The organism is Mucilaginibacter sp. P1_A3 (genome assembly GCF_056406855.1).
Genome location: NZ_JBFTZJ010000009.1, coordinates 333,764 through 359,957, shown reverse-complemented (window position 1 = coordinate 359,957; position 26,194 = coordinate 333,764). Strand labels below are relative to the sequence as shown.

The following is a 26,194-nucleotide window of genomic DNA, read 5'->3' as shown; positions in this document are numbered from 1 at the left end:
GATTCATTTTCAAATCGTCAAATTAAACAATTGAAAACATGCCTGAATTTAAAATACAACATATAACCAAATACACCTATGAAGGGATGGTACGCGATAGCGCCAACCAGATCATACTGTACCCCATCAAAGATGAATACCAGGATGTAATTCACCAGGAGATGCAAATTACTGGTAACCCTGTTGTGGATACGCATACTGATTATTACGGCAACGAGGTGGGTAGCTTTACTTACAGCGAACGGCATTCGGTAATGCTCATCAATTCAAAGCTAAGTGTTACCACCAGGCAACGACCATTACCGGTAAATGATATCTTCCCCGAGCAACAATGGGAATACCTGAAAAACATTCAATATATGGTACCTTATATTGATTTTTTAAAGCAGGAGTATTTTGAAGGCTTACCCGAATTGCAGGTTGTAGTTGACCGGGAACGGAACAAAGATGATACCCCCTACCAGATTGCCCTCCGTTTTTGCAGCTATGTTTATCAAAACTTCAACTACATAAAGGGCGTTACCACGGTTGAAACCACCCTTGATGAGGTATGGAATTTAAAAGCTGGTGTTTGCCAGGATTTCGCGCATATTTTAATGGTGATGCTGCGCTTATTAAAGATCCCTGCACGTTACGTAAGCGGCTATATATGTACTCATAGCAGTAATATGCGTGGAGAAGGCGCTACCCATGCCTGGGCCGAAGCCTATATCCCGGATTATGGCTGGCTGGGTATCGATCCTACCAATAACTGCGTCGCCAATGAAACCCATGTGCGCCTGGCTGTTGGTCGTAACTTTTCTGATTGTTCGCCGGTGAAGGGCGTATATAAAGGCTCATCAGGCCATAAACTTGAAGTTGCTGTTACCGTTGACGATGGGAACGGGTTTTGCATTGACGATAAACCACATTATGACACCCCGCTTCAACAAGTAACCGATATTCCTAAAAATAGCTACCAGCGCTATATGGAGATCATTCAGCAACAGCAGCAACAACAACAGCAGCAATAGATGTGCAGGTGTGTTAAGCAAAAAACGTCATTGCGAGGTACGAAGCAATGACGCGTGGGAGATATCAGACATCAAAACAAATCATCTGCTCATTTGAAATCTGAAATCTGCAATCTTCAGCTTACACTTTCTTAATCGTCTCCATCAATACCGGAATTTTTGGCACTTTATCAAAGGCCTGGAATAACTTTCCGTTTTTGTCGTAAATGGCGATGTATGGCGTTGTTTGCACGTGATAATATCGTTGCACTACATAAGTGTACCCTTCGGTACCAATGGTAATATTGTGGTATTTGGCCAGGTCAAAATCACGCTGAAAAACCTGGATAGCTTTTAACTGATTAACAAAGGTGATCATAACTATCTGTACTCCTTTCAGCTTATCCATCTGTGGTTTCAGGTCATACATCAAATGTTGGCAATGGCTGCAATCCGGCGAAAAATAGATCACCATTACAGGCTTATTCTTTTTCAGGTCGGCGGGCGTTACGTAAACGCTGTCGGTTGTCAGTATGTGATATGGTGCAATTTTGCTGTTGGCAGGCATGGTTTGAGCCTGGCTGCAGCCTGCAGCTACAATAAGGCAAAGCAACAAGTATATTCTCTTCATTGTATTGATAAAATTTTTCATTAAAGCATAGTTACGATATTTTTAACTCTCCAGCAATTCCAACTGCCAGGCAATATGTTCTTCTGTTACAGGGAATAACGCGTTTTCGCGCACGGTATGATACACCGCATCAAATAATCCATTGTAATTACCTTTGTCTGACGGAAACCACTCCACTGTTTTCTGATTATCGGTGCCCATCAGCACCAATTTTCCTTCACTACCTAAAGGTTCTATACCAAAACCTTCGTCGGTTGGCATCATGCCTGTATCCAATTGGGCTTCCTGTACATCGGTGCGTAATTTAACAAAACTGCCTAATGTTCCGTGAATCACAAAGCCGGGCAACGCCTCGGCAATAAGTAATCCCGAAGTTAAATAAACATGCAGCTGATTAGGATAGGTTAAGTGAATATTGAAGTAATCATCCACCTGCGAGCCGGGCCGGTGAGTGGCAGTAGTTTTTATATAGCTTAATGGTCTGCCAAATATACTGATCGCGTTATCAACAAGGTGTGCACCCAAATCATAAGTTAAGCCATTACCGGGGGTGCCTTTGGTTTCTTTAAATTGTTTTACACCAATAGGCATCCGGTACCTATCCAACCGAAAATGAACCTCTATTAACTCACCAAGACGCCCGCTTTCAATTACCTTTTTCACCGATAGAAAACCGCTGTCGTATCTGCGGTTCTGGTAGATCATTACCTTAAGATTCAACTTTCTGCCTAAATCAAACAAAGCCTTTACCTCTGCAGAAGTTACTGCCGCAGGTTTTTCTATCAGCACATGTTTCCCGGCATTAAGGGCCTGCATGGCATAGTCAAAGTGGGTATTGTTGGGTGTGTTAACTACGATCAGTTCAATTTCAGCATCATTAAGCAGTTCATCAACTGAATTATAGCTAATTACATCCGGATATATTTTACCGGCCTTTTTTTCATGACGTTCTACAACTGCTTTAAAAGTAAAGCCGGGGTTAGTGGTTAAAAATGGAGCATGAAAAATTCTGCCCGACATGCCGTAGGCCATCAGGCCGGTTACTATTGGTTTTGTTGACATAGGTGTTTGCCTTTAGTTTGGGAGTAAAAATAAGATTATTTGCGGGAGGTTTTTAGATAATGATAAAGTTCTTCTGTAACGTCATTGCGAGTTTTAAAACCCCGGATTCTTGAGGGAGAATGATGTTGTTAAAAGGGCTGTCATGCTGAGCCCCGTCGAAGCATAGTGGGCAATGGCCTCAACGCGCGAGTCTTCGACAGGCTCAGACTGACAGGCCTACCCACCTCGAAAGACAAAACATCATGGGTAGAAACGAAGTAATCCCCTATCAACAGAGTAGCCAGGTAAATCCGATCTGCATAGTTGAAGATTGCTTCGTCCCTCGCAATTAGGGGTTGGAAAAATCCTTAACACAAAAAAGCCCGGCTGAACTAATCCAGCCGGGCTTTACAATGTATTTAACTAAAACTTAGTTTTTTTCGTCTTTAACTTCTTCAAAGTCAACATCAGTTACAGTATCGCCATGATCCTGCGCACCTGCTCCTGTGTTACCTTCAGGCTGACCACCTTGCTGAGCGTCACCTGCAGCTTTGTACATCTCTTCAGATGCAGTAGCCCATGCAGCATTCAGTTCAGTTTGAGCGGCGTCTATCGCATCGAAGTTTTTAGCAGCATAAGCTTCTTTCAACTTAGCTAAACCAGCTTCGATAGGACCTTTTTTGTCGGCAGAAATTTTATCGCCGTACTCTTTCAGTTGTTTTTCTGTTGAGAAGATCAAAGCATCAGCACCATTCAGTTTTTCAACTTCTTCGCGTGCTTTTTTATCTGATTCAGCATTTGCTTCAGCCTCATCCTTCATCTTCTTGATCTCAGCATCAGTTAAGCCAGAAGAAGCTTCGATACGGATTTTTTGCTCTTTACCGGTTGCTTTATCTTTAGCAGATACATGCAATATACCGTTGGCATCAATATCAAAAGTTACTTCCACCTGTGGTACACCACGAGGTGCTGGTGGAATACCATCCAGGTGGAAACGGCCTATAGTACGGTTACCCGCAGCCATTGGGCGCTCACCCTGTAATATGTGAATCTCTACAGATGGCTGGCTATCAGACGCAGTTGAGAAAGTTTCAGATTTTTTAGTTGGGATAGTTGTGTTTGCCTCAATTAATTTTGTCATTACACCACCCATAGTTTCAATACCTAATGAAAGTGGAGTAACATCCAATAACAACACATCCTTAACCTCACCTGTTAACACACCACCTTGAATAGCAGCACCAATTGCAACAACTTCATCAGGGTTAACACCTTTTGAAGGAGTTTTACCAAAGAATTTTTGAACAGCTTCCTGTATTGCAGGGATACGTGTAGAACCACCTACAAGGATAACTTCGTCGATATCAGAAGTGCTGTAACCAGCATTTTTCAATGCAGTTCTGCAAGGCTCAATAGTACGTTTGATCAGGCTATCTGCCAGTTGCTCAAATTTAGCACGGGTTAAAGTTTTAACCAAGTGCTTTGGCATGCCATCAGCAGCAGTAATGTATGGTAAGTTAATTTCTGTTTGTGCAGAACTTGATAACTCAATTTTAGCTTTTTCGGCAGATTCTTTTAAACGTTGCAAAGCCATTGGATCTTTCCGCAGATCAATACCTTCATCGCTTTTAAATTCATCAGCCAACCAGTCAATAATTACCTGGTCAAAGTCATCACCACCTAAGTGAGTATCACCATCAGTTGATTTTACTTCAAAAACGCCATCACCTAATTCAAGGATTGATACGTCATGTGTACCACCACCGCAGTCAAAAACTGCAATTTTCATATCCTTGTGTGCTTTATCAAAGCCATAAGCTAAGGCAGCAGCAGTAGGTTCGTTAATGATACGACGTACTTTTAAACCAGCAATTTCACCGGCTTCTTTAGTGGCCTGACGTTGTGCATCGTTAAAGTAAGCTGGTACAGTGATAACAGCTTCTGTAACTTCATGTCCTAAAAAGTCTTCAGCAGTTTTCTTCATTTTCTGAAGGATCATTGCAGAGATCTCTTGTGGAGTATATTTACGGTCGCCAATTTCAACACGCGGAGTGTTGTTGTCACCTTTAACTACATTATAAGGTACACGTGCAGCTTCACTTGTAACCTCGTTAAACTGGTTACCCATAAAGCGTTTGATAGATGAGATGGTTTTTGTAGGGTTAGTGATTGCCTGACGCTTTGCAGGATCGCCAACTTTACGCTCGCCGTTATCTATAAAAGCTACTACGGACGGCGTAGTACGTTTGCCCTCGCTGTTTGCTATAACTACAGGTTCGTTACCTTCCATTACAGCCACGCAGGAGTTTGTTGTTCCTAAGTCGATTCCAATTATTTTAGACATATGATTGTTTTTTCTTGATTTTATTAATTTACTACAACACCTATTTAACAACGTTTGTGCCAATACCTATTTGGCAGGGCATATGGTCAGGATGACAATTATTGAGTCAGAAAAGTCATTCCCAGTGGTGACAGGTTGGCAGAAAAAAGTTTCTTATATTAGCGTCATGGCTAAAATGAGTAATGAAGATTCTGTAAAGTGGTATATTCTAAACAAATCAATTTATGAAAAACTTTCTGATAAAATATTTAGCATAGTTTTGGAATTAATTGAAGAAAGTAGAATTGCAATTCACGCAATAAGCCATAGAACCAAAGAAGTAGAGAGTTTCAAAAACAAGATATATGATCCTAAATATGACGATCCTGTAAATCAAATTACAGATTTTTCTGGAATACGTATAATTGCATATGTAGAAGATGATTTAAAGCCTATCTGCAAGATAATAGAAGATGCTTTTGATATCGACCATCTGAACAGTGGCGATAAATCAAATGAATTAGGGATAGATAAAGTAGGATATAAATCCATACATTATATAGCTAAAATAAAAGCGGATCGCCTCGATTTACCAGAATATAAAAAGTTTAAAAATTTAAGATTTGAGATTCAAGTAAGAACCATACTACAGCATGCCTGGGCCGAAATAGAGCATGACAAGAATTATAAATTTCGGGGTGTATTGCCCCCTGAAATAAAACGTCGATTCAAAATAATAGCCGGAACATTAGAATTAATTGACAGGGAATTTAATTCTTTATCAATAGAAATTGACAAAATCAAAGAAGATGTGCAAAACGCATCCAGTAGCCAAACCTTAGAAACAATTGAAATTAGCACAACTACAGTTAGGGAGTTATTATTAGAAAAATTCAATTCTCAAATTGATGCAAAAAAGGTAGTTGATAGATTTAGTGACCCAGAAACAGGGATTATAGAAGAAGTTATCGATTACGGGATAAATAATCTAAAAGACTTAGATGCGATATTAGATGAAAGATTAATGAATTTCATCAACGAGACGATTCAAATTAGAAGCGTTAATCTAACTTCTATAATAAGAATTGCTCTTCTTGCTAATGACTACAAAAAATATTTCGCAAAATCTTGGAAAAAGAAATGGGTGAAAATCCACAAAAGCTTTGCTCAAACCTTAGAAGACATTGATAAAGAAATCATAGTAGAAATTCATAAACATAAAATCGAGATCAGTTAGATTTTATTAACTTTAATCCAACAAACAAAACGCCTCTGTTACCGAACACTCCAAACAGGCTTATTACTACGCCTGGAATTGCATAACAAAAGCTTTGTACACAAAGCTTACCTTTCACTTTAAAAAAGAGAACTGGTTTACTATTGTTATTTAATTCTAAACAAATCAAATGTTTTTTATCGAATCGGAACGGTTAAAACTGATGCCGCTAACACACCAGCAACTTTTGCTGCTGAGGCAAGACCGCGCACTCATGGAAATTTCTATTGGGTTAATACCGTCATTCATGCTTGTCGAACCCTTTTACTATGCCGAAATCATAGATGCCCTCGACAACTTCTGGCTACCCAACACCCTCGCCCACCCCGAAAAATATCTATGGTATACAGATTGGGAACTGGTGCATAAAAGTGCAAATACCTCGGTAGGCGGCATGGGCTTTGCAGGCTACCCAAATGAAAATGGCGAAGCAGAGATTGGCTATATGATTGATGGCAATCATCACAACAAAGGCTTCGCGACAGAAGCTTTACAAACAATGATTGCCTGGGCATTCACGCATCAATTTGTAAAAGCCATTATTGTGCATACCTATGCAGATAACCTGCCTTCGTGCCGCTTGTTAGATAAATGTGGTTTTGAACAGGTGGAAGACGTGGAAGGGTTGCTTACTTATAGGTTGGAGAAGTAATCAATTTATCAGCACCGGGATTAATCAGATTCAGCTGATTCCTGGATTTGATTGTGAGAGACGCGATGGCGGCAGGTAAAATCCCTTAATCCGAAAAATCCTGTTAATCCCGGTTCAGACAAAAAGTATTTCACAAAAAAACGCCCTGCTCAAATGAACAGGGCGTTTTTCAATATCTAAAAGGTAGATGAAATTATTCTCCTTTTTCTTCTGCTTCCGGAGTTGCAGGAGCTTCAGTTTCAGCAACTGGCGCTTCTTTAACTTCTTCGGCAACAACAGCTTCTTCAGCAGCAACAGGTGCAGCAGTTTTAGCTTTTGCAGAAGCACCACGACGACGAGTTGATTTTTTAGCCGCAGCTGCAGTATCAACGCCGTAAACGGTGTTATAATCAACTAACTCAATCATTGCCATTTCAGCGTTATCACCTAAACGGTTTTCTAACTTAATGATACGAGTGTAACCACCTGGACGGGTTGCTATTTTCTCAGCAATTTCGCGGAAAAGGATAGTAACTGCATCTTTATCCTGCAGGTAGCTAAATACTATACGACGAGAGTGTGTAGTATCGCTTTTTGATTTTGTTAAAAGTGGCTCAACATAACCGCGTAAAACTTTCGCTTTAGCTAATGTTGTAGTGATGCGCTTGTGTAAGATAAGCGAAGTTGCCATGTTGGCCAGCATCGCTTTGCGGTGGCTGGTAGTACGGCCTAAGTGATTGTTTTTGTTTCCGTGTCTCATTGTTTTTAATTATTTCACGTGCATACCGTCTGGCGATCAACTCAAGCCTTCGGAATTATGCCTTCGCTATTTTTATTATTAGATTGAAGAATTAAGAGTCAAGAATCAGGATCTTTTCTTATATCTTGATTCTTAACTCTTGATTCTTTTTTATTATTCTTCGTCTAACTTAAATTTAGACAGGTTCATACCAAAAGATAAACCTTTTGATTTAACCAGGTCCTGAATTTCAGTTAATGATTTTTTACCAAAGTTTCTGAACTTCAACATATCAGCAACATCATACGATACTAAATCGGCAAGGCTGCGGATATCAGCAGCTTTAAGGCAATTCAATGCACGTACAGACAAGTCAAGATCAACCAATTCAGTTTTAAGGATCTTACGCATGTGTAATATCTCTTCATCAACTTCTTTGGTTTCTTCTTTGGCCTGAGCTTCAAGCATCATGTTCTCATCGCTAAATAACATAAAGTGCTGGATAAGGATCTTAGCAGCTTCTTTTAATGCATCTTCAGGATGGATAGATCCATCGGTAGCAATATCTAAAACTAATTTTTCATAATCAGTTTTTTGCTCAACACGATAGTTCTCGATAGTATATTTTACGTTTTTTATAGGCGTAAAGATAGAATCGATAGCAATAACACCAACATTTGCATCCGGGTTTTTATTTTCCTCGCTTGGAACATAACCACGGCCTTTACCAACAGTAAGCTCAATTTCAAGCGTTACTGATGAATCCATATTGCAAAGTATCAGATCAGGATTTAATACAGTAAAGTTGTTGGAGAATTTAGTGATATCACCAGCTTTAAATTCATCCTGACCATTTATGATAACAAATACTTTCTCGTTATCGCCAGATTCACCTGTTTTTTTGAAACGAACTTGCTTAAGGTTCAAAATGATCTCGGTTACGTCTTCAACAACACCTTTGATGGTTGAAAACTCATGCGTAACTCCTGAAAAACGAACAGAAGTTATTGCATAACCTTCTAGTGATGAAAGTAAGATACGACGTAGAGCATTACCAATGGTTATACCGAAGCCTGGTTCTAACGGACGAAATTCAAACGTTCCATCAAAATCATTCGATTTCTGCATGATAACCTTGTCTGGTTTTTGAAATGCTAAAATTGCCATTTATATCCTTTATTTATTGTTTGCTAATTGAAATGATTTAAACCACGAAAATGATTGACATAACATGCCAATCATCACGTGGATAAGTATCGTTATTATTTTGAGTACAACTCAACGATTAAATTTTCCTTAATGTTTTCAGGTATCTCATCGCGGTTAGGATAGTTAAGGAATTTACCTGTTAAGGCATTTGCATCCCACTCTAACCAGCTGTATTTGTTGATTCTTCTCCCGGCTACTGATGTAGTAATAGCTTCAAGTGATTTAGATTTTTCACGTACAGAAATCACATCACCTGCTTTTAACGCGTAAGATGCAATGTTTACAACAGCACCATTAACGTTAATGTGTTTGTGATTAACCAGCTGACGGGCTCCAGAACGTGTAGGTGATATACCTAAACGGTAAACAGCATTATCTAAACGAGCCTCTAAAAATTTCAGCAGGTTTTCGCCTGTGATACCTTCTTTAGCCGATGCACGGTGAAACAAGTTTTCGAACTGACGCTCTAATACACCGTAAGTGTATTTAACTTTTTGTTTCTCCATTAACTGGGTTGAATATTCTGATTGCTTTCCACGACGTTTGGAAGCACCATGCATTCCGGGTGGATAGTTTTTACGTTCTAACGCCTTATCCGGACCGAAGATCGGCTCACGGAAACGACGTGCTATTTTGGACTTTGGTCCTGTATATCTTGCCATTGTTGTGTGTTCTTAAAGTATCATGCAACCTTACGCTGCAGAATCTTAGCTTTAAAATCTGTTAATTAAACTCTTCTTCTTTTAGACGGACGGCAACCATTGTGTGGAAGCGGCGTAATGTCTTTTATCGTGGTAACTTCAATACCTGCAGTTTGCAAAGTACGGATAGCTGACTCACGACCGGCACCAGGGCCTTTTACAAACACTTCTACCTTGCGTAAACCTAAATCATAGGCAACTTTACCGCAATCGCCGGCAGCTTGACCTGCAGCGTAAGGAGTATTCTTTTTTGAACCCTTAAAGCCCATTTTACCAGCTGATGACCATGAAATAGCCTGGCCGGTTTTGTTGGTAAGGGTGATAATGATGTTGTTAAAAGTTGCATTGATGTGTGCTTCGCCAACCGGCTCTACAATTACAATGCGCTTTTTGGTAACTTTTTTACTTTTAGCCATTTTTTTGATTATTGATTTTACGAATTACTTGGTTAATACCATAACCAGGACCCGTAACCATTCTTTATAACTTATTCCTAATGATCTTAAAGCAATAATAAATTACCACCTCTCAACCACTAATCAATTATTATTTAGTAGCCTTCTTTTTGTTGGCAACTGTTTTACGTTTTCCTTTACGGGTACGTGAGTTGTTCTTAGTACGCTGACCACGTAATGGTAAACCTTTACGGTGACGTGTACCACGGTAGCAACCTATATCCATTAAACGCTTAATGTTTAATTGAACTTCTGAACGAAGTGAACCTTCAACCTTGATCTGATCGTTAATGATTCCACGAATTGCGGCTAACTGATCATCGCTCCAGTCTTGCACCTTGGTATTAAAATCAATACCTGCTTCAGTCAAAATCTTTTGAGCTGTTGAGCGGCCTATACCGAAAATGTAAGTAAGTCCGATTTCTCCTCTTTTATTTTTTGGTAAATCAATACCTGATATCCTTGCCATATTTCTTTTTTATTTATTGAGTTATCGAATCATTGAATTATCGAATTCCTTAAAATCAGTAATTCAATCTTTCTCCAATTCAAAATTGTTCTTAGCCCTGGCGTTGTTTGTACTTAGGATTCTTTTTGTTAATAACATAAAGTTTCCCGTTACGGCGAATGATCTTGCAATCAGCGCTGCGTTTCTTAATGGATGCTCTAACTTTCATCTCTTTTATTATTTATATCTATAGGTTATTCTACCCTTACTCAAATCGTACGGACTCATTTCTAATTTCACTCTGTCGCCAGGTAAAATCTTGATATAGTGCATACGCATCTTGCCGGAAATATGTGCAATAATCTCGTGACCATTTTCAAGTTCAACCCTGAACATTGCATTTGACAATGCCTCCCTAATTGTACCGTCTTGCTCAATCGAAGATTGTTTAGCCATATTTTGTTGATTATTACTTAATTATCCGCCCTAAAACCGGGATGCAAAATTAATAAAAATTATTTAATTATTATTCTTTTCTTTTAAAACATTATCAACATATTCAAACGTTGATAAAATGTCTGGTTTACCTTTGCCAATAGCAACTGTATGCTCATAATGCGCCGATACCTTTTTATCTGCAGTTGATACTGTCCAGCCATCATCCCAAAACTTAACACCGGCACGGCCTGCATTAATCATTGGTTCAATAGCAATCACCATACCTTCTTCCAGTTTGGTACCTGCACCACGCTTGCCGTAGTTTGGTACTTCGGGCTTTTCATGTAACTGAAGCCCTACCCCATGCCCTACAAGCTCTTTAACAACACCAAAGCCATTCTTCTCAGCATGTTCCTGTACAGCATAGCCTATATCGCCTATGCGCATACCTACAACAGCTTTTGCAACGCCCAAGTCTAAACACTCCTGCGTAACACGCATAAGCTTCTTAGTCTGTTCTGATACCTCGCCAATGGCAAAGGTATATGCAGAATCGCCAAAGTATTTGTTTAAGATAACACCGCAGTCAACAGAAACAAGATCACCGTCGGTTAAAACATGCTTGCCCGGAAAACCATGCACCACCTGATCGTTCAGGGAGATGCATAGTGAAAATGGGAAGCCGTGATAGTTTAAAAAAGCAGGTATACCGCCATTATCGCGTATAAAAGTCTCAGCCAGCTTGTCAAGCTCGATAGTTCTCACACCGGGTCCGATAACCTTAGCTATTTCCCCAAGGGTCTTAGATACGAGTAACGAACTTTCCCTTATGAGTTCTATCTCCTCGACAGACTTATAATTGATTTTTGACATCTTATATGTTAGATCGCTGTCGGACTTGTTCCGGCAGCAGCAGGCATTGCTGTACGTCCTTTAATTCGTCCGGTTTTCATTAAACCATCATAATGGCGCATCAACAGGTGACTTTCTATTTGTTGCAATGTATCCAACACAACACCCACCAGGATGATCAGCGACGTACCACCAAAGAATCTTGCGAAAATTGGAGACACACCAACCAAACTGGCAATTGCAGGAATGATTGCTATAATAGCCAGGAAAATAGATCCTGGTAAAGTAATTTTTGAAATTACACCATCTATATAATCTGCAGTTGTTTTACCTGGTTTAACGCCTGGGATAAAACCGCCATTCTTTTTCATATCATCAGCCATTTGGTTAGGATTAACCGTAATTGCTGTATAGAAATAAGTGAACAGGATTATCAGTACGCCAAACAGCAAATTGTGCTGCCATGAGTTATAATTTGATAACGCAATTAAAATACCGTTTGATGAAATGCTTGGCAAAAATTGTTGTACCGTTTGTGGTATAAACATTAAAGCCTGGGCAAATATGATAGGCATTACACCTGCCGCGTTTACCTTTAAAGGAATGTACTGACGTACGCCGCCGTATTGTTTGTTACCTACTATTCGTTTAGCATACTGCACCGCAATTTTACGGGTACCCTGTACTATCATGATAGTGAACATTACCACACCAATCAAGGCTACAATTTCAACAATGAAAGTTATCAAACCACCAGTACCTGTGGTACGTGATGTAAACTCTGTTAAGAAAGCGCCTGGCAATTGGGCAATAATACCAACCATGATGATCAGTGATATACCATTACCAATACCTTTATCCGTAATTTTCTCTCCCAGCCACATTACAAATAATGTACCCGCGGTTAAAACAAACGTATTAAGTATAGTAAACATTGGATTGCTTATCAGCATAGCATCAGGAGCAACCTGCGATTTAAGGTAACCTATAGCCTGTAAAAACGTGATACCTATAGTTAGGTACCGCGTCCACTGGTTAAGTTTATTACGACCGCTTTCGCCTTCTTTTTGCAATTTGGTGAAGTAAGGAACAGCGATACCTAATAATTGCACCACAATTGAAGCCGAGATATAAGGCATTACACCCAATGCAAAAATTGAGGAACGTGAAAACGAACCTCCCGCAAACATATTCAGCAATCCTACTAATCCTTCTGCTTTTTGGCTTGATACTGATGCGGGATTAACCCCTGGCAGAACCACAAATGAACCGACGCGATATATTAAAAGAAATAAGAGTGTGTTTATAATACGCACTCTCAGATCTTCGATTTTCCAGATATTGGATAATGTGGTGAAAAATTTCTTCATCCTAAAATTATAGCTTAACTATGGTACCACCAGCTGCTTCAATAGCTTTTTGAGCTGTAGCAGTAAATGCATGTGCCTCAACTTCTAATTTGGCTTTTAACTCGCCACGACCAAGGATCTTAACCAGGTCATTACGAGATGCTAAACCGTGTTCTTTCAAAGTAGCGAAATCAACTTTTGTAAGTGTATATTTTTCAACTAATTCTTGAAGTACATCAAGGTTAACGCCTGTATACTCTACACGGTTAGGGTTTTTAAAACCAACCTTAGGCACACGACGCTGTAAAGGCATCTGACCGCCTTCAAAACCAACCTTTGTGCTTGTACCTGAACGTGACCCGGCGCCTTTATGGCCACGGGTTGACGTTCCACCACGGCCAGAACCTGTACCACGGCCAATTCTTTTTCTATTTTTAGTAGAACCTTCTGCAGGTTTTAAATTACTTAAATTCATGATATTAAATATTTTCTACCGCTACCAGGTGATTAACTTTTCTAACCATACCTACTATAGCAGGAGTTGCCTCAACTTCCACACTGTGGTTAATTTTACGCAAGCCTAATGCTTCGATCGTCCTTTTTTGGCGCTCACTTCTATCGATCACGCTTTTAATCTGAGTTATTTTGATTTTGGCCATGACTGATTATCCGTTAAATACTTTACCTAAACTAACGCCACGTTGCTGAGCTACAGTATGTGCATCACGTAATTGTGATAATGCAGATACAGTTGCTTTAACCACGTTGTGCGGATTTGATGAACCTTTTGATTTTGCCAATACGTTGTGGATACCTGCAGACTCTAACACTGCACGCATTGCACCACCCGCAATAACACCGGTACCATTAGCTGCTGGTTTAATAAAAACAAAACCACCGCTAAATTTACCTATTTGCTCATGAGGTACAGTACCGTTAATAATTGGCACTTTTACCAGGTTCTTTTTTGCATCATCAATACCTTTAGCAATTGCTTCAGTAACCTCTTTTGCTTTACCTAAACCGTAACCTACAACACCGTTCTCATCACCCACTACCACAATGGCACTGAAGCTAAAAGTACGACCACCTTTGGTTACTTTGGCAACACGTTGTATGCTTACCAAGCGGTCTTTTAATTCGATTTCGCTTGTTTTTACTCTTTTTATGTTGATTGTTGACATTTCTCTTTTCGATTAAAAGTTTAAACCACCTTCACGTGCACCTTCGGCCAGTGACTTAACACGACCATGGTACAAATAACCGTTCCTGTCGAAAACCACATCTTTAATACCTGCTGCGATAGCTTTCTGAGCTACCAGTTTGCCTACGGCTACTGATTGATCAGATTTTGTGCCTTCTGCTGCAACAAAGTCTTTTGATAAAGATGATGCTGATACGATAGTTTTACCGGTTAAATCGTCAATGATCTGCGCGTAAATACCTTTATTGCTCCTAAATACTGACAGGCGAGGACGCTCTGTTGATCCTGAAAGGCGTTTTCTGATACCTTTTTTAATCCTGTCTCTTCTTGATAATTTAGCTCCCATGACGATTATTTTTTAGATGCTGATTTACCTGCTTTTCTTCTCAATATCTCGCCTACAAACTTAATACCTTTACCCTTGTAAGGCTCTGGAGTACGTAACGAGCGTATTTTTGCAGCTACTTGTCCAATTAACTGTTTGTCAATTGATTCAAGTATGATAGTTGGGTTTTTACCCTTATCAGCAGTGGTTGTAACTTTAATTTCTTGTGGTAATTCAAATACATAGTGGTGAGAGTAACCCAACACTAAATCCAATGTATTACCTGTATTAGTAGCACGGTAACCCACACCCACTAATTCCTGTTGTATTTTGTAACCTTCTGTTACACCTACTACCATGTTATTTAAAAGCGCACGGTATAAACCATGTAATGCTTTGTGACGTTTTTGATCAGACGGGCGTGTAACCAGTAACTGACCGTCTTCCTGTGCAATGGTGATATCGCTATCAACCGCTTGCTGCAATTCACCTTTAGGGCCTTTTACAGTAACAACATTATCTGCTGATACGGTAACAGTTACTCCCTGTGGCATTGCTATCGGTGCTTTTCCTACTCTTGACATTGCTTAATTTCTCCTATTAATAAACGTAGCATAAAACTTCGCCACCTACATTTTGCTGACGGGCTTCTTTATCAGACATTACGCCTTTTGAAGTCGACAAGATGGCAATACCTAAACCATTTAATACTCTTGGCAAGTTATCCATGCCTGCGTATTTTCTCAAACCTGGTTTACTGATGCGCGTAATGCTACGGATAGCAGAAATTTTAGTTATCGGGTGGTACTTTAAAGCAACTTTAATGCTGCCCTGAGGACCAACTTCTTCAAACTTGTAATTGGCAATGTAACCTTTATCGAAAAGCACCTTAGTGATTTCCTTTTTAAGATTTGATGCAGGAATTTCAACAACCCTATGGTTGGCTTTAATAGCATTCCTTACTCGTGTAAGATAATCTGCGATTGGATCTGTATTCATTTTATTGTGTTATGATGGTGGTTTCCTTCCCGTAACATCCGGGACGACCTGCCATCGGTTAAATTCTCTTTTTTAGCTCAATGCTAAAAGCACAAAGCTTAAAGCCTGTTTAGCTTTATGCTTTATGCCTTGAGCTTTTTGCTCTTTTTTACCAGCTAGCTTTCTTTACTCCCGGTATTTTACCTGCCAATGCCATTTCACGGAATGTTACGCGTGAAATACCAAACTGACGCATATAACCACGAGGGCGACCAGTCAATTTACAACGGTTGTGTAATTTTACCGGAGACGACGCTTTAGGCAATTTATCTAAACCAACGAAATCGCCGGCTTCTTTAAGGGCTGCTCTTTTCTCTGCGTATTTTGCAACCAATTTAGCGCGCTTTACTTCACGAGCTTTTACACCTTCTTTAGCCATTGCTATTTTGATTTTTAAATGGTAATCCAAATTGTTTCAACAACTCCAATGCTTCAACATCGTTTGTTGCGGAGGTTACAAAGGTAATATCCATACCTTGGATTTTATTGATTTTGTCAATATTTATCTCAGGGAATATAATTTGCTCTGTTATACCTAAAGTATAGTTACCTCTTCCGTCAAAACCTTTATCGTTGATGCCTTTAAAATCACGGATACGTGGAAGGGCAACAGCAATTAAGCGATCCAAAAACTCATACATTGTGTTGTCACGCAAGGTAACACGTACGCCAACCGGCATATTTTTACGCAATTTAAAGTTTGAGATATCTTTCTTAGATTTTGAAGATACTGCCTGCTGGCCAGTGATAGTTGTTAATTCGGTGATTGTGTTCTCGATAAGTTTTTTATCGGTAGTAGCACCGCCAACACCCTGGTTAATGGCAATTTTTTCCAGTTTAGGAACCTGCATTACGCTTTTGTACTGAAATTTATCTTTCAGTGCAGTACGAATTTCGTCCTTGTATTTTGTTTTTAATCTTGGTACGTAAGTCATTACTTAATTTCCTCCCCTGATTTTTTTGCTACCCTTACTAATTTGCCGGCTTCGTTTTTCTTACGGCCAACACGGGTTGTATTACCTGTTTTAGGATCAACCAGCATTAGGTTTGAAATATGTATTGCAGCTTCTTGTTTAACAATTCCGCCGTTAGGATTAGCAGCATTAGGTTTAGTATGTTTTGATACCATATTGGCACCTTCAACAATAGCTCTACCTTTTTCAACTAATACTTCAACAATTTTGCCTTGTGTTCCCTTTGAATCACCGGCTATAACTTTCACTAAATCACCTTTACGGATCTTTAGTTTAGTTGGCTGTGCGTGTTTTTTCTTTTCCATGATTACAATACCTCCGGTGCTAATGATACAATTTTCATAAATTGTTTCTCACGCAGTTCTCTTGCAACCGGGCCAAAGATACGAGTACCTCTTGGCTCGTCCTGGTTATTTAACAAAACAGCTGCGTTATCGTCGAAACGGATGTATGAACCATCTTTTCTGCGGATCTCTTTTTTGGTGCGTACTACTACGGCTTTTGATACAGTACCTTTTTTAACGTTACCTGAAGGTAAAGCGCTTTTTACGGTTACTACTATCTTATCGCCTATAGATGCGTACCTTTTGCCGGTACCACCTAACACACGGATCACTAAAACTTCTTTAGCGCCACTGTTATCGGCTACGTTTAATCTTGATTCCTGTTGTACCATCTTATTTAGCCCTTTCTAAAATTTGAACTAATCTCCAGTTTTTGCTTTTGCTCAGCGGGCGGGTTTCCATAATCAGTACGGTATCGCCTATGCCACAAGTATTAGTCTCATCATGAGCCATAAATTTTGTGGTTTTTTTAACGAACTTACCGTAGATAGGGTGTTTTACTTTACGCTCAACAGCCACAACAATAGATTTCTCCATCTTATTGCTAACCACCAGGCCGGTACGTGTTTTTCTTAAATTTCTTTCCATTTTTCTGAATGCTTAAAAAATTAATTCTTTTCAGAAGCCGACGCCGCTTTGCGCTGTGTTAATTCAGTATTTAACTGAGCAATTCCCTTGCGTACCTTTGTTATACGGGATGGATTCTCAATAGCAGAAACTGCGTGAGCAAATTTCAATTTGGTTAGGGTTGACCTTTCCTCTGCGAGTTTTGCATTCAATTCTTCTGTTGATAGCTCCAAAATTTCTGAGTTTTTCATTTTCTTATTATTTTATTCGTTGTAAAGTTGGAAAGTTGAAATGTTAAAAAGTTCCCTTTTGGGGCGGTTGCTAAATCAATATGGTTTTTCAACCTTTAAACATTACAACCTTTCAACTACTCCGAACAATTATTTATGCTTCTACGTAATCCCTACGTACTATAAATCTTGTTTGTACTGGAAGCTTGGCAGCTGCAAGGCGTAAAGCCTCTTTAGCAACTTCCAAAGGCACTCCTTCGGCTTCAAAGATGATCCTTCCGGGGCGAACTACCGCTACCCAATATTCTGGAGCACCTTTACCTTTACCCATACGTACCTCTGCTGGTTTTTTGGTTACAGGCTTGTCAGGAAAAATCCTGATCCAAACCTGGCCTTCACGTTTCATAAAACGTGTTACAGCGATACGTGCAGCCTCGATCTGGCGGCTGGTAATCCATGCCGCTTCGAGTGATTTTACACCAAAAGATCCGAATGAAAGTTCAGCACCACGAGTGGTTAAACCTTTCATCCTGCCTTTTTGCATCTTTCTGAACTTCGTTCTTTTTGGCTGTAGCATTTTCTTAAGCTTTTATATCGTTACGATATTTTTCTTCTACTTGTAATTATTATCTCTTTGGGCCGCCTGGACGGTTACCACCACCTTGACCACCTGGACGGTTGCCACCTGGACCACCCGGACGGCTACTACCGCCACCACGAGGACCACTGTTGCCACCTGCACCCGGGCCGCCTCTGCGGTCGCCACCAGCACCTGGTTTCCTGTCATTTCTGCGTTCGCCACCACGTTCGCCACCGCGCTCGTTGCCACGTCCACCGAATGCCGGAGCACCATCTGGCCTGCCACCTTTACCGCTGTTGCTGCTTGTACCACCAATGTTTGGAGACAAGTCGCGTTTGCCATAAACTTCGCCTTTACAGATCCATACTTTAACACCTATTTTACCATAAGTAGTTAATGCTTCTGCTAATGCGTAGTCAATATCGGCACGGAAAGTGTGCAAAGGAATTCTTCCTTCTTTATATTGTTCGCTACGTGCCATCTCGGCACCGCCTAACCTGCCTGATGTCATGATCTTGATTCCTTCAGCACCCATTCTCATGGTTGAAGCAATTGTAGTTTTCATGGCACGACGGAAAGAGATACGTGCTTCTAATTGTTTTGCGATACCTTCTGCAACTAATTGTGCATCAAGTTCAGGGCGTTTAATTTCAAAGATGTTGATCTGAACTTCCTTTTTGGTAAGTTTTTTCAACTCTTCTTTGATCTTATCAACCTCTGCACCGCCTTTACCAATCACAATACCCGGACGGGCAGTGTGGATAGTTACAGTGATACGTTTTAAAGTGCGTTCGATAACTACTTTTGATACACCACCTTTAGCTATACGAGCTGAAAGGTATTTGCGGATCTTTTCGTCTTCAACTAATTTGTCGGCATAGTGATTGCCACCGAACCAATTAGAATCCCATCCTCTGATGATTCCTAACCTGTTACCTATTGGATGTGCTTTCTGTCCCATTTCAAATTAATTATTATCGTTTTTACTATCCACAATCAGTGTTACATGGTTTGAGCGTTTGCGTATGCGGTACCCTCTTCCTTGCGGAGCAGGGCGCAGTCTTTTTAATTGACGGCCACCACCTACTGAAATCTCTTTTACAAATAAGGCGCTATCTTCAACGCGTTTGCCTTCGTTTTTTGCTTCCCAGTTTTTAATAGCTGATAACAAAAGTTTCTCTACACGAATTGCAGCTTCTTTGTTAGTATATTTTAATATGTATAACGCTTTCTCAACGTTTTCACCACGGATCAGGTCAACCACCAAACGCATTTTGCGCGGTGAAGTTGGGCAGTTCTGTAGCTTGGCAACAGAAGCGCCGCCTACCTGGGCTTTCGCAGCTTCTTTTTGCTGTCTGATCAATACAGACTTTTTGATTTTAGTTGTTGCTTCCATGCCTTATTTTTTCTTTTCTGCGTGACCGCGGAATGTGCGGGTTGGAGCAAACTCTCCCAGCTTGTGACCAACCATGTTTTCTGTTACATACACCGGGATAAACTTGTTACCATTGTGTACTGCGAATGTGTGACCAACGAAATCAGGAGAGATCATGGAACGACGTGACCATGTTTTTACAACTGATTTTTTGCTTGATTCATTCAAGGTAAGAACTTTTCTTTCCAGGTTATGATCAATATAAGGTCCTTTTTTAATTGAACGTGCCATTATTTTTTCCTTCTTTCAATGATATAACGATCAGACCCTTTTTTCTTGTCACGTGTTTTGTAGCCTTTAGCTAACAAACCTTTACGTGAACGTGGATGACCACCTGAGGCTCTACCCTCACCACCACCCATAGGGTGATCTACCGGGTTCATGGCAACACCACGAACACGCGGCCTGCGGCCTAACCAACGTTTGCGGCCTGCTTTACCTAACACCGCGTTTGCTCTTTCGCCATTTGAAACGGTACCGATAGTTGCCAAACAAGTTGACAGTATCATACGTGTTTCGCCTGAAGGCAATTTAATAATGGCATATTTACCATCACGTGCTGAAAGCTGAGCGTAAGTACCAGCGCTGCGGGCAATAACACCACCCTGGCCAGGGTTTAACTCAATGTTGTGAATGATAGAACCTAACGGGATGTTCTTCAAAGGCATGGTATTACCAACCTCTGGAGTAGCTGTCTCGCCGGCTACAACCATCGTTCCAACTGTTAAGCCTTCCGGAGCGATCATGTATCGTTTTTCACCATCAACAAAATGTAACAGTGCTATACGTGCAGAACGGTTAGGATCATACTCAATAGTTGCAACTTTTGCAGGGATGTCAAATTTATTACGTTTGAAATCAATTAACCTATATGCTTGTTTATGACCACCACCCATGTAGCGCATAGTCATTTTACCGGTATTGTTACGCCCGCCCGATCTTGTGTTGGCTGATTCAACTAACGACTTTTCAGGAACGTTTGTTGTAATATCTGAATTAGATACATCAACTCTGAAACGGGTACCGGGGGTAACCGGTTTAAATCTCTTTACTGCCATCTCTTAATTATATATTGCTGTAAAAATCAATTGTTTGACCGTCATTCAACGTAATGATCGCTTTTTTATACGTAGCAGCACGGCCAGATACGGCGCCTGCCTTAGTATTGCGAGTTTTAAGTTTGCCGACGTATTTCATAGTGTTTACCGCCTTAACGTTTACACCATACATTGCCTCAATGGCGCCTTTAATCTGAATCTTGTTTGCTCTGTGATCAACTTTGAAAGCATAACGGTTAAGTTTCTCGGTTAATTGAGTTACTTTTTCAGTAAGTAGGGGTTTCTTTAAAATTTCCATAATTACTTAGCTAATGCTTCCTCCAAAGTTTTAACAGCGCCTGTAGTTAATAACAGTTTACCAGCGTTTAACACATCATAAGTGTTTAGCTGCTCAACTGAAATTACTTTCGTTTTCTTCAGGTTTCTGCTTGATAAATACACATTGTTGTTTTCAGCTGCTGCTACTACTAATAATGTTTTTTCATTAGTAACATTCAGGTCAGCTTCCATTTTAATGTAAGTTTTAGTTTTGATGTTATCAAAGTTAAAATCTTCCAATACTAAAATGTTGTTATCCTTTGCTTTGTATGATAAAGCCGATTTACGAGCCAGTGATTTAAGTTTCTTGTTTAACTTGAAACTGTAATCGCGTGGTTGCGGACCGAAAACGCGACCACCACCATTAAATAATGGAGATTTAACGCTACCTGCACGGGCACCACCTGTACCTTTTTGTTTATATAATTTGCGGGTTGAACCTGCAATTTCGTTACGCTGTTTTGATTTGTGTGTACCCTGACGCTGATTAGCTAAATACTGCTTAACATCAAGATAGATCGCGTGATCGTTTGGTTCAATACCGAATACCGACTCAGGAAGCTGCACCTTGGCACCTGTTTCTTTACCTGATACGTTTAATACGTTTACTTCCATCTTATTTATCCACTATTACGAATGAACCCTTAGCTCCGGGGATGGAACCTTTAACAACCAACAGATTCTGCTCAGCGTAAACCTTTACAACTTGTAAATTTTGTGTTTTAACACGAACGTTTCCGGTTTGACCCGCCATGCGCATGCCTTTAAATACACGAGACGGCCACGATGACGCACCCAAAGATCCTGGCGCACGTAAACGATTGTGCTGACCGTGAGTTTGCATACCCACACCCGCAAAACCGTGACGTTTTACCACACCCTGAAATCCTTTACCTTTTGAAGTACCAACTACATCAACAAAATCTCCCGCAGCGAAAATCTCAACAGTGATAGTATCACCTAATGATTTTTCGTCCTCGAAAGTTTTGAATTCAACAAGCTTACGCTTTGGAGTTGTACCGGCTTTTTGGAAGTGTCCTTTTAACGGACCAGAAGTGTTTTTTTCCTTTTTGTCGCCATATGCCAGCTGTACAGCAGCATATCCGTCTGATTCAACAGACTTAACTTGTGTTACCACGCAAGGGCCAGCTTCGATTACTGTACAAGGAATGTTTTTCCCTGTTTCATCGAAAATGCTGGTCATTCCTACTTTTTTACCAATAATTCCTGACATTTTCTTAATTTGTTTGTGTCCATCGAAGCAGTAGGGCTTCGTTCAAGACATATTATTCCCCCCGAAAGGGACGGCAAAGATAGAAACTTTGTAGTAATAATCAAATAGTTAGTGAGTTATTTTTTTATAAATTTTATATACGTGTTTTAACAGGCGGTTTTGAGTTATTTGATTGGGGATTAAGTGATTCAAATTCGCTTGATTTATTTCCCTCCCACATCATCGCGACGCGCAAAGTAATCCCCCGATTGACAGGCGGCGTAGGATTTGCCTGGATCAGAATTTTCTGAATTAAGGAATGAACAAAATTTTAAAAAGGCTTGCTTATTAACGCTGCGTATCGGATGAAAAGTGGAGGTCATGAGCGATTCCCCTCTTTAGAGAGGCGGAGGGGTGTGTTGGCATATTTACAAAGTCCTTGCTCCATTGTCCAAAAGTCCATTATCTAATTAATGGCAATGCCTGCGGCCCGGGCTGTACGCTTATACTACACATGGCATTAACCACGGGCCGGTATTCGCTGCCATCCCTATTGCGGGGAATTTTCAAAGCAATACTCCACAGTGTACGTCCACCGGTAAATCACCTGCGTTATTAATGGATTAATTCCCCCCTATTGCAAGCGCAACTTTCTTTCCCTATATTCATCCATCTAACAATTAAGCAGTTAAACACGATGAAACACATTACCCAAACCCTTTCCATCATCCTGATCACAACGCTGTTATTCGCCTGCAAGCAAAAATCAACAGAAAAAACTGCCGTGGACCGCATGGGCAAGGCTACCCGTGAGGATAAAAACGGTTGGATCTACGTACACCTCGCGGGCTCCCCTGCCGATATTGGTTACCAGCACGGCTACCTGCTATCAAAGGAGATTGATACCTTAATAAAGGTAATGCAGTACTACCTGCCCTATAGCAGTAAAAAGGATTGGGCATTTTACCGCAAAGCAGCGGCGGGCTTTTTATGGAAAAAGATAGATAAGGAGTACCAGGACGAGATTCGCGGTATTACGGAGGGATTGCAAGCCAAAGGTTTAAAATACGATACGCTGGATATTACAGCCCTTAATGCCAACATTGAGCTGGCGCAATATTATGTACCCACCCTCATGAACAAAGCCAAACCGGGTAGCGGCAACAACAAAGCGCCAGGCAATTGCAGCGCATTTATAGCAACCGGTCGTTATGCTAAAGATGGTAAAATTGTGATTGGCCATAATAACTGAACCGATTACATTGTGGGCGAGCGCTGGAATGTTATAGCAGATATTGTACCCGAAAAAGGAAACCATATATTAATGGACACCGCGCCCGGCTTTATTCACAGCGGGGACGATTTTGTGGTAACAAGCACCGGCATCCTGATCACAGAAACTACCATTACCGGGTTTAATGGTTTTGATACCACCCGCACACCCGAGTTTGTGCGTGCCCGTAAAGCAGCTCAATACAGTAACAGCATTGATGATGTAATAAAGATCATGAGCACAGATAATAACGGAGGTTATGCTAACGACTGGCTAATAGGCGATACCAAAACCAACGAGGTGGCCAAACTGGAGCTGGGCCTTAAAACTCAAAAAATATGGAGGTCGAAAGATACGGCCATGATTGGCTCCAACTTCCCGGCCGATCCTAACCTGATAAAACAGGAAACCACATTTGATGTAAATGATAAAACAAACTCGCCCAACGCCCGTAAGCTAAGAATGGAGAAACTGGTTTGCGTTAATTACAAAGGCAAGCTGGACGTGGAGAACGGAAAGATAATTGAAGGTGATACCTATGATGCACTAAACGGCAAAAACGCGTTTAACCGTTGTGTTATTGACGGTCATATAGACGAAGATCCAAAAGGGTGCCCGGAGTGGAGCGAAGGCCCCTACTTCCCGATGGGCGCGGTACAAGGTAAAGTTACCAATGCCGATCTTGCCAGCAAGATGCAGCTATGGGCACACATGGGCCACCCCGGCGGATCTGACTTCCTGGCTGCCCCCTTCTTTAAAAAACATCCTGAATATAATTACCAGGCCAAATACCTAAGGGATATGAAAGCATATCCATGGACATTATTTGCTGCTAAATAATCGGAAATTTGAGAATTTGTTAAATGCTCCAAACCTTACGAAGCTTCTAAAGCGTCGTAAGGTTTCCTAATAAAATATCTTCCGCTCAAATATTTCGATTTCAGCCATGCACTCACTGGCCTGTTGTAAAGCAAATATTTATCTTTACCTCATGAAACCTTATTACCTGCTCCTTATCCCTTTTTTTATAGCACAAACTTCTTTTGCCCAATCAACTCAAAAAACTGATACAACTCAACTTCCCAATAATAGAGGGTTCAAGGCTGTTGAAGTCCTTCCCGAGTTTCCCGGAGGAATACAGGCTTTTGGTAAATATATTAGTAAGAACGTTAAATATCCGGAAGTTGCCCGCTTAATAGGTATTAACGGAAAAGTGAGACTTTCCTTTGTAGTTGAGCGCGACGGAAGGGTAACCAATGTTACGCCAATGAATTGTATAGGTGCCGGCTGTGAAGCAGAGGCTGTAACTGTTTTACAAAACAGCCCTCAATGGTCGCCCGGAGTACAGGATGGCAAACCGGTGCGCGTACAATACACCGTGCCAATTGATTTCTCGATAACAAAAGGAAGCGTAAACATGAAGCAGCTAAAAAAATCTGACTACGGTTTTGTTTTCGACATTAAAGGCACATGTTATACTATTGACGAGGCCGAAAAAATCCTCGGAAAAGAATTCCCATCAGTTCAGATCGAAATAGCCGATCCGTTTTACAACAGTGATAACATCGAGAAATTTAAAATGCCTTCCAAAAAGGAAGTTTATTTATTGAAGATGAAATCATAATAAAGCAAACTTACCATGCAAACCAATCAAGATATGCCAAATGATCCTCTTTACGATGACGAGGAAGATAACCTGCGGATGGAAAATGAATTGCTGCGTTTAAAGTTAAGGGCAGAATTAGGTGCAGATTCACAAAGTTCTGGAAATTTAGACCCACTAATTGAGAATGAATTTTTAAAACACGTGATGGCCTTTGAACAAAACTACGCAGGCGCGAAACGCATTAAGGTATTTGATCTGTTAGGCAAGCCAGATTTTAAAAAGGCCGATGAACTGAGTGATCACCTCGTAGATCTGGCTTTTGAAGAAGTAACCGATTTGTTAGCTCAAAAAAATATTGAGGTAGATTTTATAGCAGCATACGACAATCGCACTAAATATTCCTTTATCACCGAAGAACTGTTTGACCAGGAAACCGATGACTTTAATATTCCGGGGATGGTTACACACTTCACTTACGAAGAGTTTCACCCCAATCATAAATTAGATATTGGGAACAGAGCAGAAGAATTTTTATCCGGATGGTTAGCACAAAAACTTAATGAGCGCAGCTGGTGCATTGCTGATCCTTTTATATTAAAGGGTGACAGAACTGTAAGCAAGGCTGAATTGGTAGAAAAGCTGAATCAAATTTTTAATTCCTACAATGCCTTTACTGATCCTGAATACAAGATTGCAGATATTGGTTTCGAGTTTAAGACCGAAACAGGTATGGGCTATGCCGAAGGATATATAAAATACAATGCCATTTTAGAAAGTAATGAAACGATAGTTATCCATGGCCCTTTTAAGCTTTACCTTTCATTTGAACACGAATGGTGGAGCATTTTTCATATGGTATTCCCTGGATTTGAAGACTAAGTTCTGTCCTAAAAATTAATTTACAATAGTACTATGTTATAAATAGTACTATGCATATATTTGTC

39 protein-coding genes are annotated in these 26,194 nt (G+C 40.4%); 7 read left to right on the top strand and 32 right to left on the bottom strand.

From position 1 onward, the window contains the following. The first annotated feature begins 38 nt into the window (after window positions 1-38). Window positions 39-1,013 (top strand): transglutaminase family protein, encoded by a 975-nt coding sequence (locus tag AC1D0K_RS21060; RefSeq protein ID WP_295717596.1) that lies wholly within the window; start codon window positions 39-41, stop codon window positions 1,011-1,013. A gap of 121 nt (window positions 1,014-1,134) precedes the next feature. Here AC1D0K_RS21060 and AC1D0K_RS21055 read toward each other — a convergent pair whose 3' ends face one another. The 3 genes from AC1D0K_RS21055 to dnaK form a co-directional block, all read right to left on the bottom strand. Further along, window positions 1,135-1,623, bottom strand: a complete 489-nt coding sequence (locus AC1D0K_RS21055) for a TlpA family protein disulfide reductase (RefSeq protein WP_295717597.1) — start codon at window positions 1,621-1,623, stop codon at window positions 1,135-1,137. Between the two features lie 42 nt (window positions 1,624-1,665). Next, complete coding sequence (locus AC1D0K_RS21050) at window positions 1,666-2,685, bottom strand: Gfo/Idh/MocA family oxidoreductase (protein ID WP_477399297.1); 1,020 nt, start codon at window positions 2,683-2,685, stop codon at window positions 1,666-1,668. Between the two features lie 409 nt (window positions 2,686-3,094). Further along, entirely contained in the window at window positions 3,095-5,008 is a 1,914-nt protein-coding gene (gene dnaK / locus AC1D0K_RS21045) for a molecular chaperone DnaK (RefSeq protein WP_295717601.1), read from the bottom strand. A gap of 91 nt (window positions 5,009-5,099) precedes the next feature. On the opposite strand from dnaK, the gene AC1D0K_RS21040 reads away from it, so the two are divergent. After that, window positions 5,100-6,224, top strand: coding sequence for a GTP pyrophosphokinase (locus AC1D0K_RS21040; RefSeq protein ID WP_477463094.1), 1,125 nt, complete (start codon window positions 5,100-5,102; stop codon window positions 6,222-6,224). A gap of 169 nt (window positions 6,225-6,393) precedes the next feature. Further along, complete coding sequence (locus AC1D0K_RS21035; protein WP_477399204.1) at window positions 6,394-6,915, top strand: GNAT family N-acetyltransferase; 522 nt, start codon at window positions 6,394-6,396, stop codon at window positions 6,913-6,915. A 193-nt stretch (window positions 6,916-7,108) separates the two neighbouring features. Here the strand turns inward: AC1D0K_RS21035 and rplQ are convergent, their stop codons facing one another. From rplQ to rplC, 29 genes are all read right to left on the bottom strand, one after another. Beyond that, window positions 7,109-7,654: a 50S ribosomal protein L17 gene (gene rplQ, locus AC1D0K_RS21030; RefSeq protein ID WP_295717603.1), complete on the bottom strand. Its 546-nt coding sequence runs from the start codon at window positions 7,652-7,654 to the stop codon at window positions 7,109-7,111. Between the two features lie 153 nt (window positions 7,655-7,807). Further along, window positions 7,808-8,800 (bottom strand): DNA-directed RNA polymerase subunit alpha, encoded by a 993-nt coding sequence (locus AC1D0K_RS21025; protein WP_295717604.1) that lies wholly within the window; start codon window positions 8,798-8,800, stop codon window positions 7,808-7,810. Between the two features lie 95 nt (window positions 8,801-8,895). Then, a complete protein-coding gene (rpsD, locus tag AC1D0K_RS21020) occupies window positions 8,896-9,504 on the bottom strand; it encodes a 30S ribosomal protein S4 (RefSeq protein ID WP_295717606.1) in 609 nt (202 codons plus the stop codon). Window positions 9,505-9,569: 65 nt separating this feature from the next. Further along, a complete protein-coding gene (rpsK, locus tag AC1D0K_RS21015; protein WP_259097382.1) occupies window positions 9,570-9,959 on the bottom strand; it encodes a 30S ribosomal protein S11 in 390 nt (129 codons plus the stop codon). A gap of 130 nt (window positions 9,960-10,089) precedes the next feature. Further along, window positions 10,090-10,467 (bottom strand): 30S ribosomal protein S13, encoded by a 378-nt coding sequence (gene rpsM, locus AC1D0K_RS21010; RefSeq protein ID WP_295717612.1) that lies wholly within the window; start codon window positions 10,465-10,467, stop codon window positions 10,090-10,092. A gap of 91 nt (window positions 10,468-10,558) precedes the next feature. Then, entirely contained in the window at window positions 10,559-10,675 is a 117-nt protein-coding gene (rpmJ, locus tag AC1D0K_RS21005) for a 50S ribosomal protein L36 (RefSeq protein WP_074487407.1), read from the bottom strand. A gap of 8 nt (window positions 10,676-10,683) precedes the next feature. Then, entirely contained in the window at window positions 10,684-10,902 is a 219-nt protein-coding gene (infA, locus tag AC1D0K_RS21000) for a translation initiation factor IF-1 (RefSeq protein ID WP_090643449.1), read from the bottom strand. A gap of 63 nt (window positions 10,903-10,965) precedes the next feature. Next, entirely contained in the window at window positions 10,966-11,757 is a 792-nt protein-coding gene (gene map / locus AC1D0K_RS20995; protein ID WP_295717619.1) for a type I methionyl aminopeptidase, read from the bottom strand. Between the two features lie 8 nt (window positions 11,758-11,765). Further along, complete coding sequence (gene secY / locus AC1D0K_RS20990; RefSeq protein WP_477442195.1) at window positions 11,766-13,106, bottom strand: preprotein translocase subunit SecY; 1,341 nt, start codon at window positions 13,104-13,106, stop codon at window positions 11,766-11,768. 7 nt (window positions 13,107-13,113) lie between these two features. After that, on the bottom strand, window positions 13,114-13,560 hold the full coding sequence (gene rplO, locus AC1D0K_RS20985; protein WP_295717624.1) for a 50S ribosomal protein L15: 447 nt from the start codon (window positions 13,558-13,560) through the stop codon (window positions 13,114-13,116). A gap of 4 nt (window positions 13,561-13,564) precedes the next feature. Beyond that, window positions 13,565-13,744 carry a 50S ribosomal protein L30 gene (gene rpmD, locus AC1D0K_RS20980; RefSeq protein ID WP_477391525.1) on the bottom strand — a complete coding sequence of 60 codons (180 nt, stop codon included), beginning with the start codon at window positions 13,742-13,744 and terminating at the stop codon, window positions 13,565-13,567. 6 nt (window positions 13,745-13,750) lie between these two features. Next, window positions 13,751-14,269, bottom strand: coding sequence for a 30S ribosomal protein S5 (rpsE, locus tag AC1D0K_RS20975; protein WP_295717627.1), 519 nt, complete (start codon window positions 14,267-14,269; stop codon window positions 13,751-13,753). 12 nt (window positions 14,270-14,281) lie between these two features. Beyond that, window positions 14,282-14,635 (bottom strand): 50S ribosomal protein L18, encoded by a 354-nt coding sequence (rplR, locus tag AC1D0K_RS20970; protein ID WP_295717628.1) that lies wholly within the window; start codon window positions 14,633-14,635, stop codon window positions 14,282-14,284. A 5-nt stretch (window positions 14,636-14,640) separates the two neighbouring features. Next, the gene (rplF, locus tag AC1D0K_RS20965; protein ID WP_295717630.1) at window positions 14,641-15,198 is read right to left on the bottom strand and encodes a 50S ribosomal protein L6; all 558 of its coding nucleotides are present in this window, start codon (window positions 15,196-15,198) and stop codon (window positions 14,641-14,643) included. A gap of 16 nt (window positions 15,199-15,214) precedes the next feature. Next, window positions 15,215-15,613, bottom strand: coding sequence for a 30S ribosomal protein S8 (gene rpsH / locus AC1D0K_RS20960; protein ID WP_477391526.1), 399 nt, complete (start codon window positions 15,611-15,613; stop codon window positions 15,215-15,217). A gap of 148 nt (window positions 15,614-15,761) precedes the next feature. Then, window positions 15,762-16,031, bottom strand: a complete 270-nt coding sequence (gene rpsN, locus AC1D0K_RS20955) for a 30S ribosomal protein S14 (protein ID WP_295717634.1) — start codon at window positions 16,029-16,031, stop codon at window positions 15,762-15,764. After that, a complete protein-coding gene (gene rplE, locus AC1D0K_RS20950) occupies window positions 16,024-16,587 on the bottom strand; it encodes a 50S ribosomal protein L5 (protein ID WP_090643407.1) in 564 nt (187 codons plus the stop codon). The genes rpsN and rplE overlap by 8 nt, the downstream gene beginning before the upstream one ends. Continuing rightward, window positions 16,587-16,931 carry a 50S ribosomal protein L24 gene (gene rplX, locus AC1D0K_RS20945; protein ID WP_295717638.1) on the bottom strand — a complete coding sequence of 115 codons (345 nt, stop codon included), beginning with the start codon at window positions 16,929-16,931 and terminating at the stop codon, window positions 16,587-16,589. The genes rplE and rplX overlap by 1 nt, the downstream gene beginning before the upstream one ends. A gap of 2 nt (window positions 16,932-16,933) precedes the next feature. Next, window positions 16,934-17,302 carry a 50S ribosomal protein L14 gene (rplN, locus tag AC1D0K_RS20940; protein WP_073405786.1) on the bottom strand — a complete coding sequence of 123 codons (369 nt, stop codon included), beginning with the start codon at window positions 17,300-17,302 and terminating at the stop codon, window positions 16,934-16,936. Window position 17,303: 1 nt separating this feature from the next. Then, window positions 17,304-17,558, bottom strand: a complete 255-nt coding sequence (gene rpsQ / locus AC1D0K_RS20935) for a 30S ribosomal protein S17 (protein ID WP_008506277.1) — start codon at window positions 17,556-17,558, stop codon at window positions 17,304-17,306. Window positions 17,559-17,578: 20 nt separating this feature from the next. Further along, window positions 17,579-17,788, bottom strand: coding sequence for a 50S ribosomal protein L29 (rpmC, locus tag AC1D0K_RS20930; protein WP_295717647.1), 210 nt, complete (start codon window positions 17,786-17,788; stop codon window positions 17,579-17,581). 133 nt (window positions 17,789-17,921) lie between these two features. Next, window positions 17,922-18,344, bottom strand: a complete 423-nt coding sequence (gene rplP, locus AC1D0K_RS20925; protein WP_295717649.1) for a 50S ribosomal protein L16 — start codon at window positions 18,342-18,344, stop codon at window positions 17,922-17,924. 49 nt (window positions 18,345-18,393) lie between these two features. Beyond that, window positions 18,394-19,308 carry a 30S ribosomal protein S3 gene (rpsC, locus tag AC1D0K_RS20920; RefSeq protein ID WP_295717651.1) on the bottom strand — a complete coding sequence of 305 codons (915 nt, stop codon included), beginning with the start codon at window positions 19,306-19,308 and terminating at the stop codon, window positions 18,394-18,396. A gap of 6 nt (window positions 19,309-19,314) precedes the next feature. Continuing rightward, window positions 19,315-19,743: a 50S ribosomal protein L22 gene (gene rplV, locus AC1D0K_RS20915; RefSeq protein WP_295717653.1), complete on the bottom strand. Its 429-nt coding sequence runs from the start codon at window positions 19,741-19,743 to the stop codon at window positions 19,315-19,317. 3 nt (window positions 19,744-19,746) lie between these two features. Next, window positions 19,747-20,013 carry a 30S ribosomal protein S19 gene (gene rpsS / locus AC1D0K_RS20910; RefSeq protein ID WP_076377419.1) on the bottom strand — a complete coding sequence of 89 codons (267 nt, stop codon included), beginning with the start codon at window positions 20,011-20,013 and terminating at the stop codon, window positions 19,747-19,749. Then, window positions 20,013-20,840: a 50S ribosomal protein L2 gene (rplB, locus tag AC1D0K_RS20905; RefSeq protein ID WP_295717657.1), complete on the bottom strand. Its 828-nt coding sequence runs from the start codon at window positions 20,838-20,840 to the stop codon at window positions 20,013-20,015. Before rplB ends, rpsS begins: the two co-directional genes overlap by 1 nt. Window positions 20,841-20,847: 7 nt before the next feature. Further along, on the bottom strand, window positions 20,848-21,138 hold the full coding sequence (gene rplW / locus AC1D0K_RS20900; RefSeq protein WP_090643376.1) for a 50S ribosomal protein L23: 291 nt from the start codon (window positions 21,136-21,138) through the stop codon (window positions 20,848-20,850). A gap of 2 nt (window positions 21,139-21,140) precedes the next feature. Next, window positions 21,141-21,773 carry a 50S ribosomal protein L4 gene (gene rplD, locus AC1D0K_RS20895; RefSeq protein WP_295717661.1) on the bottom strand — a complete coding sequence of 211 codons (633 nt, stop codon included), beginning with the start codon at window positions 21,771-21,773 and terminating at the stop codon, window positions 21,141-21,143. A gap of 1 nt (window position 21,774) precedes the next feature. Beyond that, a complete protein-coding gene (gene rplC, locus AC1D0K_RS20890; RefSeq protein WP_295717663.1) occupies window positions 21,775-22,392 on the bottom strand; it encodes a 50S ribosomal protein L3 in 618 nt (205 codons plus the stop codon). A gap of 676 nt (window positions 22,393-23,068) precedes the next feature. On the opposite strand from rplC, the gene AC1D0K_RS20885 reads away from it, so the two are divergent. The 4 genes from AC1D0K_RS20885 to AC1D0K_RS20870 all read left to right on the top strand — a co-directional run bounded on the left by AC1D0K_RS20885 (window position 23,069) and on the right by AC1D0K_RS20870 (window position 26,129). Then, window positions 23,069-23,623 carry a hypothetical protein gene (locus tag AC1D0K_RS20885; protein ID WP_477391527.1) on the top strand — a complete coding sequence of 185 codons (555 nt, stop codon included), beginning with the start codon at window positions 23,069-23,071 and terminating at the stop codon, window positions 23,621-23,623. 12 nt (window positions 23,624-23,635) lie between these two features. After that, on the top strand, window positions 23,636-24,484 hold the full coding sequence (locus tag AC1D0K_RS20880; protein WP_477391528.1) for a hypothetical protein: 849 nt from the start codon (window positions 23,636-23,638) through the stop codon (window positions 24,482-24,484). A 151-nt stretch (window positions 24,485-24,635) separates the two neighbouring features. Beyond that, window positions 24,636-25,268: an energy transducer TonB gene (locus tag AC1D0K_RS20875; protein WP_477391529.1), complete on the top strand. Its 633-nt coding sequence runs from the start codon at window positions 24,636-24,638 to the stop codon at window positions 25,266-25,268. 15 nt (window positions 25,269-25,283) lie between these two features. Next, on the top strand, window positions 25,284-26,129 hold the full coding sequence (locus AC1D0K_RS20870) for an eS24 family ribosomal protein (RefSeq protein WP_477391530.1): 846 nt from the start codon (window positions 25,284-25,286) through the stop codon (window positions 26,127-26,129). Window positions 26,130-26,194: the final 65 nt, after the last annotated feature.

What these genes read in the sequence shown, in the direction of transcription:
- AC1D0K_RS21060 (WP_295717596.1), top strand. Translation starts at nt 39, where the DNA reads ATGCCTGAATTTAAAATACAACATATAACCAAATACACCTATGAAGGG.
- AC1D0K_RS21055 (WP_295717597.1), bottom strand. Translation starts at nt 1,623, where the DNA reads ATGAAGAGAATATACTTGTTGCTTTGCCTTATTGTAGCTGCAGGCTGC.
- AC1D0K_RS21050 (WP_477399297.1), bottom strand. Translation starts at nt 2,685, where the DNA reads ATGTCAACAAAACCAATAGTAACCGGCCTGATGGCCTACGGCATGTCG.
- dnaK (WP_295717601.1), bottom strand. Translation starts at nt 5,008, where the DNA reads ATGTCTAAAATAATTGGAATCGACTTAGGAACAACAAACTCCTGCGTG.
- AC1D0K_RS21040 (WP_477463094.1), top strand. Translation starts at nt 5,100, where the DNA reads ATGACAATTATTGAGTCAGAAAAGTCATTCCCAGTGGTGACAGGTTGG.
- AC1D0K_RS21035 (WP_477399204.1), top strand. Translation starts at nt 6,394, where the DNA reads ATGTTTTTTATCGAATCGGAACGGTTAAAACTGATGCCGCTAACACAC.
- rplQ (WP_295717603.1), bottom strand. Translation starts at nt 7,654, where the DNA reads ATGAGACACGGAAACAAAAACAATCACTTAGGCCGTACTACCAGCCAC.
- AC1D0K_RS21025 (WP_295717604.1), bottom strand. Translation starts at nt 8,800, where the DNA reads ATGGCAATTTTAGCATTTCAAAAACCAGACAAGGTTATCATGCAGAAA.
- rpsD (WP_295717606.1), bottom strand. Translation starts at nt 9,504, where the DNA reads ATGGCAAGATATACAGGACCAAAGTCCAAAATAGCACGTCGTTTCCGT.
- rpsK (WP_259097382.1), bottom strand. Translation starts at nt 9,959, where the DNA reads ATGGCTAAAAGTAAAAAAGTTACCAAAAAGCGCATTGTAATTGTAGAG.
- rpsM (WP_295717612.1), bottom strand. Translation starts at nt 10,467, where the DNA reads ATGGCAAGGATATCAGGTATTGATTTACCAAAAAATAAAAGAGGAGAA.
- rpmJ (WP_074487407.1), bottom strand. Translation starts at nt 10,675, where the DNA reads ATGAAAGTTAGAGCATCCATTAAGAAACGCAGCGCTGATTGCAAGATC.
- infA (WP_090643449.1), bottom strand. Translation starts at nt 10,902, where the DNA reads ATGGCTAAACAATCTTCGATTGAGCAAGACGGTACAATTAGGGAGGCA.
- map (WP_295717619.1), bottom strand. Translation starts at nt 11,757, where the DNA reads ATGTCAAAAATCAATTATAAGTCTGTCGAGGAGATAGAACTCATAAGG.
- secY (WP_477442195.1), bottom strand. Translation starts at nt 13,106, where the DNA reads ATGAAGAAATTTTTCACCACATTATCCAATATCTGGAAAATCGAAGAT.
- rplO (WP_295717624.1), bottom strand. Translation starts at nt 13,560, where the DNA reads ATGAATTTAAGTAATTTAAAACCTGCAGAAGGTTCTACTAAAAATAGA.
- rpmD (WP_477391525.1), bottom strand. Translation starts at nt 13,744, where the DNA reads ATGGCCAAAATCAAAATAACTCAGATTAAAAGCGTGATCGATAGAAGT.
- rpsE (WP_295717627.1), bottom strand. Translation starts at nt 14,269, where the DNA reads ATGTCAACAATCAACATAAAAAGAGTAAAAACAAGCGAAATCGAATTA.
- rplR (WP_295717628.1), bottom strand. Translation starts at nt 14,635, where the DNA reads ATGGGAGCTAAATTATCAAGAAGAGACAGGATTAAAAAAGGTATCAGA.
- rplF (WP_295717630.1), bottom strand. Translation starts at nt 15,198, where the DNA reads ATGTCAAGAGTAGGAAAAGCACCGATAGCAATGCCACAGGGAGTAACT.
- rpsH (WP_477391526.1), bottom strand. Translation starts at nt 15,613, where the DNA reads ATGAATACAGATCCAATCGCAGATTATCTTACACGAGTAAGGAATGCT.
- rpsN (WP_295717634.1), bottom strand. Translation starts at nt 16,031, where the DNA reads ATGGCTAAAGAAGGTGTAAAAGCTCGTGAAGTAAAGCGCGCTAAATTG.
- rplE (WP_090643407.1), bottom strand. Translation starts at nt 16,587, where the DNA reads ATGACTTACGTACCAAGATTAAAAACAAAATACAAGGACGAAATTCGT.
- rplX (WP_295717638.1), bottom strand. Translation starts at nt 16,931, where the DNA reads ATGGAAAAGAAAAAACACGCACAGCCAACTAAACTAAAGATCCGTAAA.
- rplN (WP_073405786.1), bottom strand. Translation starts at nt 17,302, where the DNA reads ATGGTACAACAGGAATCAAGATTAAACGTAGCCGATAACAGTGGCGCT.
- rpsQ (WP_008506277.1), bottom strand. Translation starts at nt 17,558, where the DNA reads ATGGAAAGAAATTTAAGAAAAACACGTACCGGCCTGGTGGTTAGCAAT.
- rpmC (WP_295717647.1), bottom strand. Translation starts at nt 17,788, where the DNA reads ATGAAAAACTCAGAAATTTTGGAGCTATCAACAGAAGAATTGAATGCA.
- rplP (WP_295717649.1), bottom strand. Translation starts at nt 18,344, where the DNA reads ATGCTACAGCCAAAAAGAACGAAGTTCAGAAAGATGCAAAAAGGCAGG.
- rpsC (WP_295717651.1), bottom strand. Translation starts at nt 19,308, where the DNA reads ATGGGACAGAAAGCACATCCAATAGGTAACAGGTTAGGAATCATCAGA.
- rplV (WP_295717653.1), bottom strand. Translation starts at nt 19,743, where the DNA reads ATGGAAGCAACAACTAAAATCAAAAAGTCTGTATTGATCAGACAGCAA.
- rpsS (WP_076377419.1), bottom strand. Translation starts at nt 20,013, where the DNA reads ATGGCACGTTCAATTAAAAAAGGACCTTATATTGATCATAACCTGGAA.
- rplB (WP_295717657.1), bottom strand. Translation starts at nt 20,840, where the DNA reads ATGGCAGTAAAGAGATTTAAACCGGTTACCCCCGGTACCCGTTTCAGA.
- rplW (WP_090643376.1), bottom strand. Translation starts at nt 21,138, where the DNA reads ATGGAAATTTTAAAGAAACCCCTACTTACTGAAAAAGTAACTCAATTA.
- rplD (WP_295717661.1), bottom strand. Translation starts at nt 21,773, where the DNA reads ATGGAAGTAAACGTATTAAACGTATCAGGTAAAGAAACAGGTGCCAAG.
- rplC (WP_295717663.1), bottom strand. Translation starts at nt 22,392, where the DNA reads ATGTCAGGAATTATTGGTAAAAAAGTAGGAATGACCAGCATTTTCGAT.
- AC1D0K_RS20885 (WP_477391527.1), top strand. Translation starts at nt 23,069, where the DNA reads ATGAAACACATTACCCAAACCCTTTCCATCATCCTGATCACAACGCTG.
- AC1D0K_RS20875 (WP_477391529.1), top strand. Translation starts at nt 24,636, where the DNA reads ATGAAACCTTATTACCTGCTCCTTATCCCTTTTTTTATAGCACAAACT.
- AC1D0K_RS20870 (WP_477391530.1), top strand. Translation starts at nt 25,284, where the DNA reads ATGCAAACCAATCAAGATATGCCAAATGATCCTCTTTACGATGACGAG.